Below are 14,311 nucleotides of genomic sequence, written 5' to 3'. Positions count from 1 at the left end.
GACGAAGTTACCGAGTAGTAGGGTGTCAGTGTGACGTCAAACACCGAAGCCCAGGAGCCGACTTCCGGCGCTCCTGGGCCATCGAGCGAAAATGTCGGCCGAAAGAGCAGCAGGACTCCGGTTCTGATCGGCGTATCCGTCGTCGCGATCGTCGCCCTGGTAGCGGCCGTGTGGTTCGGAATCGGGTACGTGAACGCGCGATCCGACAAATCGGTTGCCGACACCCGCGACTCGGCACTCACCGGTGCCCAGCAGGTGGCGATCAACCTCAACACCGTCGACGCCGCCAACATCGATCAGTCGTTCGACGACATGAAGTCGTCCATTACCGGCGACACGATGCTGAACGATCTGGAAGCAACACGGTCGTCTATCGACGACGCGGTCCGCACGTCGGGAGCCAAGAGTTCGGCCGAGTTGATGCACTCGACCCTGACCGAACTCAGCGCCGACGAGGGCACAGCCACCGCACTGGTCGTCATCGCCGCGACGACGACGTGGCCTGACCGTCCGGCGCAGAAGGTCAAGCAGACCATGCGGTTGTTCATGGAAGACGTCGACGGTACGTGGAAGGCCAACAAGGTCGACCCGATCGGAACACCGATCGCGCTCGACGCGTCGGGCGGGCAGACGGACTCGAACGGATTGCCGCTCGACCCCAATGGAGCTCCCGCCCCGACCACTGAGCCCGCCGACCCGAACGCGGTCCCGTCCGAAACCGCGGAGCCTGCGCCCGCTCCCGATGCGACCGGCGGGCAGTGACATCCGTCCTGCCCTGACCATCGGATAGTGGCATTTTTCGAAAGAACTACGAGGAGTTGTCCGCAGTGCCTCCACAGCGCCGGAAGATCGTTCCCCCCAACACCACCAGCAAGGCTCGGAAGAAGGTGGCGGGCAGCAATCGCAGAACCGAGCCCGACGCCGTCGCGTCCGACGCAGCGACTCCGGACACCACGGCGACCTCGGATTCCACCACGCCGGTAGACCTTTCGAAGGCTGCGAAGCCCGACGCCGCCGCGCCTGAACCCGAGGCTCCCGCAGAACCGCCCGCTCCCGCGGAACCTGCCGCTCTCGCGGAACCTGCCGCTCCTGCGGAGCCCGCCGCTTCCGAGGCGCCTGCCGCGCGGACCAGCTGGACGCCGGTTGTCGCAGTGGGGGTCGCTGCCGTCGTGTTCGGTGCTGTCGCCGTCGTTGCTGCGCTGAAGCCCGGTGCGGACGTCGACAATTCGGCGTGGGTCGATCAGAACGCGACGTCCGAGGTCACCGCTGCGGCGACGGACGCATTGAAGACGCTCTACACCTACAGCGACGCGACGATCGACGAGGACTTCGACAAGGCCCGCGCCGTCCTCAACCCCGACATGCTCGCCGAGTTCGACCGAGTGGCCGACACGACGAAATCGGCTGTGCGCCAGACTCAGACCGCAACGCAGGCCGACATCTCCGATATCGGCGTCACGCGCCTCGAACCCGATCACGCCGAGATCGTCGCACTGCTCAATGTCAGTGCCACGCAAGCGGGCGTCGCGCAGGGAAATGCCGAGGGGCCCATCGTCGTGAACATGGAGAAGACCGACGGTAAGTGGATTCTTTCTGCCATCTCCGATCAGTAAGCGGTATCAGCAGCCCGAACCGGTTGATGATCTTCTCGCAGCCGCCACGACGGAAGGCGAGCCGGCTACGGCCCGCTCGTCACCTGCGCGGGCGGGCGGTTCATGCGGTACACGAGCGGACCTTTCGGCCCGATGGTCGTCGTGCCTACCGGTTCGAAACCCATTGCGGTCCAGAAGGGAATGTTTCCCTCCTTGCAGATCCCGTAGGTGATGCGACGTTCGTGGTCCATTCGCTCGAAGATGGAGCTCGTCAATGCCCGTCCGACGCCCGAACGATGCAGTGACGGCTCGATTCCCAGATACACCCACAGGACGGCCTGGTCGTCGGGGGCTCCGGCGAGCAGCGTCCTGTCCATCTGGATGCCGGGTCGGACGCCGCGTCCCATGGCCCACAACAGGTGCGGTCCGCTGATTGCCTTGCGCCACCACGGTTCCGGCGGTGAGTCGTGCGGATACCAGAGGCTGACGCCGACGATCCTGCCGTCGATGGTCGCGACCTCGGCCCCGTCGATGGGCAGATACCGATGACGGATCAACGCGGACATCATGCGTCGTTGCTTCTTCGGTCGTGTGCGGTCGTTCGGGAAGAAGTACCCGCTGACCGGATCCTCGACCTGGAATGCACGGGCCATCACTTCGGACATCTCTCGGATGTCTGCTTTCGTGGCGTACCTGATCTCAACCGACATTCTCGTTGTCCTTTTCCAATGGGGTCGAAACAGTCTCGTGCACAAGTTTTTTCGGGTGCAGCCACCAGTTGGCCTCGCCCATCAGCTTGACCGTTGCGGGGACGAGCAACATGCGTACGACGGTGGCGTCGAGTATCAGTCCGACGATGATGCCGATTCCGACGAGGCGCATCATCGCGAGTTCGGACAACGAGAAGAATGCGGTGACGGTGATGAGCAGCAGTGCGGCTGCCGTGACGACGCGGCCGGTGCGTGCGGCGCCGATTCTCACTGCGTCACGCGTACTCGCGCCTGCGTCGTGCGCTTCGACGATGCGGGACAGCAGGAAGATCTCGTAGTCCGTGGACAATCCGAACACGACGGCCATGATGAGGATGCTCATGGTGGCTTGCAGCGGCGCCGGTGTGATCCCGACGATCCCTGCCCCGTGGCCGTCGTGGAACACCCAGGTCAGCACGCCGAACGTCGCGGCCAGGCTGAGTATTGCCATGACGATTGCTTTGGTGGACAACACGATCGAGCGAAACGCGGCCGTCGTGACGACGAACGTCGCAGCGATCATGATCGCGAACATCCACGGAATGGTGTCGTAGATCGACGAGATGCCGTCCTGGCTCAACGCTGTCGCTCCGCCGATGCGGATCACGGTGCCGTCCGGCGCCTCGATGTCGCGAAGGCGGGACACGGTGTCGAGTGCGCTCTCGGTGCGATCCGGTGAGGTCAGGATGGCCCTGATGACCCCGTAGTTCTCGGCGCTGCCCGACGGTATGGCGGCCGCGATGCCGTCGACGCGTCCCATCTCGGCGGCCAGTTGCTGCACGACGAGGGCGTCCGGGGGAGAACCGTTGTCGGACTGGACCATCACCGTGACGCCCGAGTTGGCGAGAGGGAAATCGGCGAACAGCTTGTCGGTCGCGATGCGGGCGGGCGCGTCGGAGGGCAGTCCCTTGTGGTCGAGGTCGCCGAGTGCGACGCCGAAGATCGGCGCCGCGAGCAGTCCGAGGAACGCGAGAATCGAGACCGCGACGACGGCGGGCCGTCGCATCACGCGCTCGGCCACCGAACCCCAGAACCGTTCGGCGCGAGCGTCACCGCGCTCGGCTGCGCCCCTACGCCAACTCAACGAATCGATACGTGGCCCGAGCACTGCGAGTGTGGCGGGCAGCGCCGTCAGCGACACGAACGCCGACACCGCGACCGCAGCCATTCCGCCGAAACCGAGTGACCGAATCATCGCCTGCGGAAAGATCAGCATGCCGACGAAACCGCACACGAGCAGCAGCGCCGAGAACGCGACGGTGCGACCTGCCGTGGCCATCGTGCGATACACGGCCTGGTCGACGGCGGCGCCGCGTCGTAGCTCCTCCCTGAATCTCGTCAGGACGAACAAGCTGTAGTCGACGGCCATGCCGAGGCCGACGAGGCTCGCGATGTTCGTGGCGAAGATGCTCACCTCGGTGAACTGCGACAGCACTCGCATGACGGCAAGGGACGCCAGAATGCTGAGACCGCCGATGCACAGCGGGACGGCGGCGGCGGTGACGCCCCCGAAGATGACGAGCAGCAACACCATCAGGATCGGGAACGTGATGGTCTCGGCTCGGACGAGATCGGACCGCGCCTCGGTGTTGTACGCGTCGGCGATGGTCGAGAAGCCGCCGAACTGCACGTCGACACCGTCGATCTGCAGGTCGTCTCGAATGTCGACGAACGTCTTGACTCGCGCGTCCTCGTCGCCGGTCATCGTCAGGACGGCCAGCGCGGATCGTCCGTCGAACGACGTCAAGCCCTGGGCGATGGTCGGCGGCATGTTCCAGTACGTCACCGGATCGCGAGCGAGGAGCGAGGAGTCGATGCCCGCAAGGTTCTGCTCGACGTCGCCGCGGATGTCCTCGACGGTGCGGCCGTCGGTCGGCGTGTACAGAACGGCGACGTCCGGCACCTGACGACCGAACTGTGCCTCGACGATCCGGTCGACCTGCGCTGCCTCGCTGCCCGGGTCCGAGTATCCGCCCACGCTGAGCTGGCTCAGCACGCCGACGCCCCACACGCCTGCGACGACGATGACGGTGACGCATGTGGCGACCACGAATCGAGCACGGCGAACCACGAATTGCGCGAACGTGTTCGGACGCGCCGTTCGATCGCCACGTGTCATGAAGCCCCCCGGGTGACCGCGAAACGGCCTTGAATGAACGCGAGAGTACACCGATCGTCCGACGCGGGCGACACTGTCGACGAAGTCCGTGCGATGTTATCGTGCAGCCGCGCAAATATGTTCCGCTGCTGCACGTTTCGCACCGCACCATGATCAAGCGTTCAACTTCCGCGCCTACGATGTGGAGAAGTATGAATACCAGAAATTCTTCGGTGGCGGTCCGTCATTTCGCCGATGCACTCCCGGACCGAGTGGTGGACAACGCCGAGCTGTGTGCCACGGTCGATTCGAGCGACGAATGGATCAGAGCAAGGACCGGCATCGAGGCACGACGATTTCTCGAGGACGGTGCCGCGGCATCCGACCTGGCGCTGAGGGCCGCGAGATCCGTACTGCACCAGAGCGGCCTTGCGGCAATGGATCTGGACGCGATCGTGTTGGCGACAGTGAATCCGGATCAGCCGTTCCCGTCGACGGCGCTCACCGTTGCTCAGTCGCTCGGTGCGGTCCGGGCCGTTCCCATCGATCTGACGCAGGCGGCGTGTTCCGGCGGGCTGCTCGGGCTGGAACTGGCCGCGTCGATGATCGGAGATCGTTACCGAATCATCCTGGTGCTCGCGGTGGAAGTGCTGTCGCGCCAGACGAATCCGAACGATCGGACGACGCGCATCTTCTTCGGTGACGCGGCAGGCGGTGCGCTCGTGACCGCGGAGACGGATCCCGCGAGGGGGATCAGGTCGTCGACCATCGAATCGGAACTGGACATGTCCGTCGGTATCAGCGGCGGGGGATCGCGTCATCCTCTCACTGCCGACGCCGTCGCGGACGGTCGACACTTCGTGTACATGGACGGTCGACGAGTGTGGAAACTGGCGACGGTGCTGCTGCCTGCGGTGGTGCGCAAGGCCGTCGACGACGCGGGGTTGACGCTCGACGACGTCGATCATCTCGTTCTCCATCAGGCCAATCGCACCATCATCGAGACCGTCGTCGACACGCTCGGTATGCCGCGGGAGAAGGCGCCCATCACGGTGGACAGACTCGGAAACACCGGCGCGGCCAGTATTTTCACGGTTCTTGCCGAGCTCGAGCGCGCGAAGCTCACGAGCCAGGGGAAGGTGACCGTCATCGCGACCATCGGTGCCGGATTCATCTGGGGCGCAATCGTTCTGATTCACTAGGGGCGTCGCCCTCGTGCGTGCGAATGTATAGCGGGCTATACATTCGCACGCACGTGCGCCGAAGGCGCCTACCCGAGAATCTCCGCAACCGTCGTCAACGCGGTGTCGATCTGCTCGCGCGTGTGTTCGCTCGAGATGAAAAACCGCAGGCGCTCCTCGCCGAGAGGCACCGACGGGTGGGTGATCGAATTCGCGTTGATGCCCGCCTGCAGCAGGCCGACTCCGGCCAGCACCGCCTTCTGCGTGTCACCGACGATGATCGGCAGAATCGGCGTGCCCTCGGCGAGGCCGGTGCGGAATCCGAGGGCTTGACTCTGCGCGAAGGCGTACGACGCGTTGTCCCGCAGTCGAGCAACGCGTTCCGGTTCGCGGTCGACGATGTCGAGCGCGGCAAGTGCGGCGGCGATCGACGCCGGAGCAGGTGCAGTCGCGAACATGCTGAGACCGGGCGCGGAGTACTTGAACGCACGAATCAGTTCGCGTGAGCCGGCGAGAAATCCGCCGACGCTGCCCAACGCCTTGGACATCGTGCCCATCCAGACGTCGACGGCGTCACCGGGGAGGCCGTACAGCTCGCGGATGCCGTGGCCGTGTTCGCCGAGGACGCCGAACGAATGTGCCTCGTCGATCATCACCGCGCAGTCGTACTTGCGTGCCACGTCGATCAGCGGGGGGAGCAGCGCGACGTCGCCGTCCATGCTGTAGTGGCTTTCCAGAACGACCATCGCACGCCTGAAGCTGCCGCGCGACATCTTCAAGACCGCTTCCAATGCGGCAGGATCGTTGTGTCGGAACGAGATTCGCCGACACCCCGCCCATTCGGTACCGGACACGATACTGCTGTGCACCAGGGCGTCGCAGACCGCGAGATCGCCCTGGCCCAGCAGATATCCGACGGCGGCTGCATTGGTCAGGTAGCCGCTCGTCGTGATGACGGCGTCGTCGACGTCGTACGTCTCGGCGATGCGACGTTCGAACTCGGCGTACAGCGGGATCTGCCCGGACACGATGCGGCTGGCCGATACCGACGTGCCGTACTCGTCGATCGCCGCCTTCGACGCCTCCGCGACCCGCTTGTCGGCGCTGAGCCCGAGGTAGTTGAAGCATCCGAAGTTGATCATGTCGCGATCGAGCTGGCGGATCGTGGGTCCGCTCGTGCCCTGGTGCGGCAGGTACAGCGGGTTCGGCACGTTCAGACTGTCGAACATGCGATCCACGCCGTCGAACTGCGCGACGGTGGCAACGATGTCCGGGTGCGCCAGCAGGCCACGGTCACCGGGGGCCGCGACACTGCTCGGTTGTGGGGTTCGCGGTGCCGTCGGTGCCGACTCGGCGGTCTCGGTCACCTGCACCGTCGAATAGCCGGTGCGTGCGAGCAACTGCCTCGCGATCTCGCGGGAGTCGGCGGTCACGATGCGGTCCCGACGGGCTCGTGCGCGGCGTCGGCGTCCGGTGCAGGCATGACGTCGACCGCGATGGGCGACGGTGCCGGTGCCGCCTCGCCCTCCGCCCGCGCGGTGAGTGTCGCCGCGAGCTTCGCGCCGATGGCCGAGAGGCCATGTCCTCGGCCGAATTCGAGCACCGACAGTTCGAGGCCGACGGCTTTGCCGACGCGCGCCGCGAATTCGACGGCCATCAGTGAGTCCAGTCCCAGCTCGGGCAACGGCGTCTGGACGTCGACTGCATCGGCGTCGATTCCCATCACGACGGCCAACTGCTCGGCGAGGACGAATGTCATGACCTCCGCGCGCTGCTCTTCCGGCAGGGCGAGGATCTCGGCTTGCAACGCCGAGATTCCCGAGCCTCCGGTGCTGGCCGCCGCGATGTGTGCAGCGAACCTCGGGATGTTGGCCGATGCCGGGTTGGCGACGCCCCACTGCTCCCAGTCGATGCCGACGAGGGCGACGTGTGGGATGTCGAGGGTCAGGGCTTCGCGAAGGTACAGCGTGGCGACGTCCATGTCGATGTTCCTGAACCCGAGCATCTCGAGATAACGCACCACTTCCGGCTTGGCTTCGGCCATCCCGCCACCGCCCATCGATCCCCAGCTGACGGTGAACGCGGACTTTCCCCGGTTCCGACGCGACCACGAGAGAGCGTCGAGCACCGAGTTGGCCGCCGAGTACGACACCTGGGGAGCGCCGCCGGTGAGACTGCTCATCGACGAGAACATCACGAAGATGTCCGGGTCGACGTGCGCCTCCTCGAGCGCGCGATCCATGTTCACCGCACCGCTGACTTTAGGGAGGAACACGCTGCGCAGCGAGTCCTGGTCGATGTCGGCGACCGGGTGGTTGTTGACCACGCCTGCCGTGTGGAAGACACCGCGGAGTGGATGCGCGTCGTCGATTCGGCCGATCATCGAGGCAACCGCGTCGTAGTCGGCGATGTCGACGAGTTCTTCGCTGACCAAAATGCCTGCAGCCGAGAACGATTCGAGATTCTCGCGGGCCCGATCCGTCGTCGCGCCATTGCGTCCGACAAGAACGAGATGACGGGCACCGGAGTCGACGAGCCACCGCGCGACGGCGGAACCGAAGGCGCCGAAGCCACCGGTGATCAGGTAGGTGGCGTCGGGATCGATGTCGACCGTCGGAATTCGGGGCTTCACGACGGGTGCGTCCTCGTCGAGGCTGAGCACGACGCGACCCGTGTGGCTCGATCTGACGACGGCGTCGAACGCCTCGCCGACCTGATCGAGCCGGTAGGTCGTGTACGGCAGGTGCACGTAGTCGCCTACCTTCATCTTGTCGACGACCTCGCGGGTGATCTGCCGGGCCAGATCGGGCTTGAAGTTGAACATGCGATCCATGTCGACCGCGTAGAACGTCAGGTTCTTGTCGAACGGTTTCAGGTCCATGACACCGCCGAAGTAGATGTCCGCCTTGCCGATCTCGACGATTCGCGCGAATTCGGCTGCCACATGCAGGTTCTGGGCCATGATTTCGCCGGGGGAGGAGTTGAACACGACGTCGACGCCCAGGCCGTCGGTGAGTGTCATGACGTCCTCGGAATAGTTCAGCGACCGCGACGCCAGCACGTCGTGCGCGCCCGCCTCACGGGCCACCTCCCGACGCTCGTCCGTGCCCGCCGTTCCGATGACCCTCGCGCCGAGCGCTCGTGCGACCTGAACGGCCGCGAGTCCCATGCCGCCTGCGGCGCCGTGCACGAGAACCGTCTCACCCGGTTGCACGCGCGCCAGGTGAACGAGGCCGTAGTGCGAACAGAGAAACGGCAGGATCGACGAGCACCAGCCCGCTTCCCAGCCGTCGGGAATGGGCATCGTGCCGCCTTCGTCGATGCCGACGGTGACGTAGCGACGCATCATGTCCCGGGCACACACGCCCATCTGATCACCGGGAGCGACCTCGGTGACGCCCGGTCCGACGCGGGTGACGACGCCCGCGCCTTCGAGTCCGAGTCGCGTCCCGAAGTAGGTGCCGTCGAGTTCCTTGTCGGTCAGCACTCCCATGACCTTCAGGGGATCCTTGTAGTTGAGGCCGATCGTCTCCATGCGCACCTCGACCTCACCCGGCCCGGGAGCGCGACGGTCGTGCACGCGAAAGGCCAGGTCCGACAGCAGCTTCGACTTCGGTACCTCGACCGCGAACGATTTTTCACGGTCGCGCAGGACGGTGGGCTGCTCCCGGACCGCGAGGTGCTCGTCCAGGTTGCTCTTCAACGTGATCACCCAGCGCGAGGTCTGCCGCAGTGCGACCTCGTCGGCGACATCGGAGGCGAACGATCCGCATGCGAACGTCTCGGTGACGAGTTCGGAGTCCGTAGTCGAGGGCTCGGTGTCGACGAGCCGCCATCCGGCGGCGGACTGCTCGTTCCGCAGCGAGCGCCTCGCGCCGACGAGTCCCGCGTGGGTCAGGTCGGCGCCGTCGATGTCGCCCGGCATGCAGAACGCCCGCTGGGTGACGACGGCTGTCGACAATGATCCGGGATCGACGGCGGGCCCGGTCTCGTCGCCGTAGATCGCGAGGTGAACAGCACGCGCGACGACGAGCAGCGACGCGACCGAGTCGGCCGGCTCGTCGAAGCGGCCGGCCACCGCGACGACGGTGACGTGGTCGACGCCGTCGACCGACAGCGCCTCGCGGAGGGCGGCCACCAACTCGTGGTGCGTCGTCGAATCCGCGTGCAGGACCGATGAATTCCGACGCGACGCGGCGATCGCGTCGACTCGCGTGGTCGTCGACGCGTCGGCGTGACCGAGTACGACGACGAGCGCGAAGTCGCGGGCTTGCTCGGGGAGAACGGCGCCGGGATCGCGGTTGTCCCGAAGCTCCCACACCGGTTCGTAGAACACCGACGACATCTGCGCGTGCAGGCTCTGCGGCGGAGCGATGGGACGGAATTCGACGGCGTTCATCGTCACCGCGGCACGTCCCTCGTCGTCGGTGACGGCGATGTCGGCACGCATCGGATCGGTCGACGTGCGCCGGACGACGACGGTCGCGTGGTCGGGAATCGGTCCGTAGCGTCGCACCGTTCCCATCGCTGCGGGCACGACGGCGCCGGTGACTCCGGACGGATTCGCCAGCGTCGCAACGCATTGCAAGGCGGTGTCGAGAACGGCCGGGTGGACGAGGTGGCCGGAGCCGGCTTGCGCGGCTGCGTCGATGGATGCGACGACGATGTCGGCGCCGATCCGTGCCGACTCGATTCCCTGGAATGCCGGCCCGTACTGCAGTCCAGCCGCATGCAGCAGCGGATACAGAGCCTGCCCGGTGATCTCGTGTTCGACGTCGGGAGTGTCCGCCGCGACGAACGGTGCCTCGAAATTTCCTTCGACGAGGCGACCGGTCGCGTGGAGCGACCAGCTCGTCGACGACGCGGGCCGCGAGCGGATGACGAAACGTCGCGTGCTGTCCTCGACGGCGACCTGCAGCACGGGCACGTCGTGCGTGTCGACGACGAGGGGAGCGACGAACTCGACGTGTTCGAGGCCGACCTCGGGGCGGTTCGACCGCACCGCGGCCGCACTGAGGGCCGCGTCGAGATACGCGGTTCCCGGTAGCAGCACGAGGCCGTCGACGACGTGGTCGCGTAGCCACGGCAGCTGCGAAACCGCCAGTTCGACGGTCCATTCCGACGCGGCCGCGGCGGTCCGGTCACCGAGCATCGGGTAGACGGTGTTCGTGCCGAATCGGTCGGCGACCGAGGCCTCGTCCTCGTTCCACACGCGCGTGCGCTGCCACGGGTACGCGGGGAGGTCGACGTGCGGCGACGCGACAGCGTCGCCGGGGGCGAAGATGCGTCCGTCGAACGCGCCCGCGGCGTACAGGCCGGCCACCGTCGCAGACAGGCTCACGACGTCGTTCTGCTTGCGGACGAGTGTGCCGATCGACGTGCCGGGATCGCCCGAGCGAATCAAGATCTCACGGATGTTGCCCGACAGGACGGGGTGCGGCCCGACTTCGAGGAACAGACGTCGGCCCTGCGCGATCAGTGCGGCGATCGTGTCGGCGAACCGCACCGGCTTGCGGACGTTGTCGCACCAGTAGGCGGCGTCCCAGTGTGCGCCCGTGACGCGTTCGGCGGTGACGGTCGAATAGAGCGCCAGCCCGGGAACGTGCGGATCCAGGGATGCGAGAGCCGACGACACCTCGCCGAGAATCGGATCCATCAGATGGCTGTGGTACGGCACCTCGACGTGCAGACGCTTGGCGAATATACCTGCTGCGGTGAGGGATTCGGCCAAAGAGGTGAGGTGTTCGACGTCGCCTGCAAGCGTCACCGCGGTCGGGCTGTTGACGGCTGCGACGGACACGTGGGACACCATGTCGTCGCCCGCCTCGGCGAGTCGGGCCAGGGCGTCGGCCTCCGACAGTCCGACGGCCAACATCGATCCGCTGCCGGCCGTGGTGGCCTGCAGCCGCGCGCGATGACAGCTGACGAGGAGAGCGTCGTGCAGACTCAGTGCGCCACTGATGTAGGCGGCGCTGACCTCACCGACGCTGTGGCCGACGACGGTGTCGGGTTCGATTCCCATGGACCGCAATTCGGCGACGAGCGCCACCTGCACCAGGAAGTTCGCGGGCTGCGCGACTTCGGTGTCGGTGACGCGCGACGACTCCTCGTCGCGGCTCAATTCCTCGATGATTGACCATCCGGCGATCTCGGTGAACGCGTCGTCGATGATCCGGGCTTCATGGGCGAAGACGCCACCCTCGTTCAGAAGGTCACGAGCCATGCCCCACCACTGCGGTCCCATGCCGCTGAACACGAACACGGGTGCGCCGCCGCCGTCGACGGTATGTGCGGATTGTCCGGTACCCGAGGCGAATTCGCGTAGGACTTCGAGCAGGGTGGTGGCGTCGGTGTACTTGACCGACGCGCGGACGGGGTGGTGTGCCCGACGCGTCCACGCCGCTGCGGTGAATGCGCGCACGATGTCGTCGGCGGCATCCGGTGCGGCTTCGACAAGGGACTGCAGACGGTCGGCGAGAGTCGCCGCGACCTCGCGGACGGCTGCGTCGGTGCGGGCGGAGAGTGGGAAGATCCGCGGACCCGACACGCGAGGCGTCGACACCGCGGAGGCGGGCGCGTCGTGCATGATGACGTGCGCGTTGGTGCCGCCGTAGCCGAAACCGTTGATGGCGACGACGGGCCGGGAGTACGCGTCGGGGAACGGTTCGGGATCCAGCGGGATGCGAATCTGCAGGTCGTCGAACAGAATTGCAGGGTTGAGCGCCTCCAGCCAGGCCTGCGGCGCGATGGTTCTGTGGTGGATCGACAGGGCGCTCTTGATGACGCTCGCGATGCCGGCGGCTGCCTCGGTATGGCCGATCGACGCCTTGATGGATCCGACGACGAGCGGAGTCGTACGACCGGGCACCGTGCCGTAGGCGCCGCCGAGTGCCTCGATCTCCAACGGATCGCCGACGGCCGTGCCCGTTCCGTGTGCCTCGACGTATCCGACCTCACTGGGGTCGATACCGGCCTCCGCGCAGACCCGTTCGGCCAGCGTGCGCTGCGAGACGGGGTTCGGGACGGGGATGGCGATCGTGCGCCCGTCCTGGTTGACGCCGGATCCGCGGATCACCGAGTAGATCCGGTCACCGTCGCGCACCGCGTCGGCGAGCGGCCGGAGCAGCACCATGCCCGCACCCTCACCGCGGCCGTACCCGTCGGCGGTGGCGTCGAACGACTTGGATCGGCCGTCGAACGCGAGGAAGCGGCCCTTGCACATCGAGACGAACGTCTCGGGACGGATCATCGTGTTGACGCCGCCGACGAGCGCCATGTCGCATTCACCGCGGTCGAGGGCGCGGACGGCCTCGTGCATCGCGACGAGCGAAGACGAGCACGCCGTATCGATGGTCATCGACGGACCGACCAGGTCCAACGCGTACGAGATGCGGTTCGACAACAACGTGTGCGACGAACTGGTGGCACTGTGCGCATTGATGAACGGGCGCACCGACGGCGCACCACGAAGCCCGGCCGAGTCGTTGGTGAATCCGCCGACGTAGACGCCGATCGGAGCGCCCGTGATGCGGCCGGCGTGCCCCGCGTCGTCCAGGGCTTCCCATGCGACCTCGAGTAGCAGACGCTGCTGCGGATCGGTCACCGACGCCTCACGTGGGGAGATGCCGAAGAATTCGGGATCGAAATCCCACAGCGACTGCGTCAGAAACCCGCCGCGACGGGTGTACATGCGCCCCGGCGCCTCGGGATCGGGGTCGTAGAACCGGTCGGCGTTCCACCGATCGGCAGGGATGTCGACGATGCCGTCGCCCTTCGAGATCATGAACTCCCAGAAACTCTGCCCGTCGTGAACTCCGCCCGGGAATCGGCATCCGATACCGACAAGTGCAATCTCGACCATGAATCTCCCCCGACTACTGTGCGACGGCCCACCAGAGATGTGAGCCCCGTCCGACCCCGAATACGTACTGCGCTCGTGAAGACAGCGAACTCCCCGAGTCGGGTGAATACAACCAGACTCTGCACCGAACCGCCATAGGAATGATGGTGCGGCACTCGTTGTCTCGATACGCGTTGGCAAAGTACAAGATTGAACTTTGCCTGGGGGTGGGGCGGTTCTGCCGTGGTCGCTATCGTTGTGAATAGCGTTGCCAGGCAATAGATTTCGAATGAAGCACAGGAACTGTTGCGGCGCAACGAAATCCGACCATTCCGGCGCTGTGGGTCGTTACAGATTTACAGCGAGTGCGAACGGTGTAACGCGGCCGACTGGAACGCTCCCATGTGTGTCCGGGGTGAGCGGCTGGGTGGCCCCGCGCCCCGTACCGCGCACGTTGCAGCGAATGCGCGGGTTGCAACGTGCGCGCCGGCTGGAACCTGCGCGGCTGTGATCCCGGGTGGGCCCCGCGCCCCGTACCGCGCACGTTGCAGCGAATGCGCGGGTTGCAACGTGCGCGCGGGCTAGAACCTGCGCGGCTGCGATTCCGGGGTGGCCCGAGTTCCGTATCGCGCACGTTGCAGCGAATGCGCGGGTTGCAACGTGCGCGCCGGCTGAAACCTGCGCGGCCGCGATCACGGCCCCCTGGAACCCGCGCGCACGAAAACCGGACCGGCCCGAGACCCGCCGGTTTTGCGCCACGCGGGGCTGTCCCTCTTGACGCGGGCGCGGCGAGGGGTCACTCTTGTCCCGGAAGCACCCCGCAGCGATCGGGAGGACCGATTCGCAGACCC

7 protein-coding genes are annotated in these 14,311 nt (G+C 66.2%); 3 read left to right on the top strand and 4 right to left on the bottom strand.

The features are described from left to right. The first annotated feature begins 30 nt into the window (after positions 1 to 30). On the top strand, positions 31 to 762 hold the full coding sequence (locus tag RhoFasB10_RS02255) for a hypothetical protein (protein WP_308115229.1): 732 nt from the start codon (positions 31 to 33) through the stop codon (positions 760 to 762). Positions 763 to 827: 65 nt separating this feature from the next. Then, entirely contained in the window at positions 828 to 1,613 is a 786-nt protein-coding gene (locus RhoFasB10_RS02250; RefSeq protein WP_068427710.1) for a hypothetical protein, read from the top strand. 65 nt (positions 1,614 to 1,678) lie between these two features. Here the strand turns inward: RhoFasB10_RS02250 and RhoFasB10_RS02245 are convergent, their stop codons facing one another. Continuing rightward, positions 1,679 to 2,302, bottom strand: coding sequence for an N-acetyltransferase (locus RhoFasB10_RS02245; RefSeq protein WP_068427712.1), 624 nt, complete (start codon positions 2,300 to 2,302; stop codon positions 1,679 to 1,681). Then, entirely contained in the window at positions 2,292 to 4,460 is a 2,169-nt protein-coding gene (locus tag RhoFasB10_RS02240) for an MMPL family transporter (protein WP_174551440.1), read from the bottom strand. The genes RhoFasB10_RS02245 and RhoFasB10_RS02240 overlap by 11 nt, the downstream gene beginning before the upstream one ends. A 191-nt stretch (positions 4,461 to 4,651) precedes the next feature. Between RhoFasB10_RS02240 and RhoFasB10_RS02235 the strand changes: the two genes are divergently transcribed. Further along, positions 4,652 to 5,641 (top strand): ketoacyl-ACP synthase III, encoded by a 990-nt coding sequence (locus RhoFasB10_RS02235; RefSeq protein WP_068427714.1) that lies wholly within the window; start codon positions 4,652 to 4,654, stop codon positions 5,639 to 5,641. Between the two features lie 68 nt (positions 5,642 to 5,709). Here the strand turns inward: RhoFasB10_RS02235 and RhoFasB10_RS02230 are convergent, their stop codons facing one another. Together RhoFasB10_RS02230 and RhoFasB10_RS02225 are read right to left on the bottom strand one after the other, a co-directional pair. Then, on the bottom strand, positions 5,710 to 7,053 hold the full coding sequence (locus tag RhoFasB10_RS02230) for an aminotransferase class I/II-fold pyridoxal phosphate-dependent enzyme (protein WP_068427716.1): 1,344 nt from the start codon (positions 7,051 to 7,053) through the stop codon (positions 5,710 to 5,712). Continuing rightward, positions 7,050 to 13,481 (bottom strand): type I polyketide synthase, encoded by a 6,432-nt coding sequence (locus RhoFasB10_RS02225; protein WP_068427718.1) that lies wholly within the window; start codon positions 13,479 to 13,481, stop codon positions 7,050 to 7,052. Before RhoFasB10_RS02225 ends, RhoFasB10_RS02230 begins: the two co-directional genes overlap by 4 nt. Positions 13,482 to 14,311 lie beyond the last annotated feature (830 nt).

Source organism: Rhodococcus sp. B10, assembly GCF_011770055.1.
GTDB classification, from domain to species: domain Bacteria; phylum Actinomycetota; class Actinomycetes; order Mycobacteriales; family Mycobacteriaceae; genus Rhodococcoides; species Rhodococcoides kyotonensis_B.
This window is presented reverse-complemented; position numbering and strand designations above follow the sequence as displayed.

Coding starts and splice junctions, on each gene's coding strand:
- RhoFasB10_RS02245 (WP_068427712.1), bottom strand. CDS start 2,302: ATGTCGGTTGAGATCAGGTACGCCACGAAAGCAGACATCCGAGAGATG.
- RhoFasB10_RS02240 (WP_174551440.1), bottom strand. CDS start 4,460: ATGACACGTGGCGATCGAACGGCGCGTCCGAACACGTTCGCGCAATTC.
- RhoFasB10_RS02235 (WP_068427714.1), top strand. CDS start 4,652: ATGAATACCAGAAATTCTTCGGTGGCGGTCCGTCATTTCGCCGATGCA.
- RhoFasB10_RS02225 (WP_068427718.1), bottom strand. CDS start 13,481: ATGGTCGAGATTGCACTTGTCGGTATCGGATGCCGATTCCCGGGCGGA.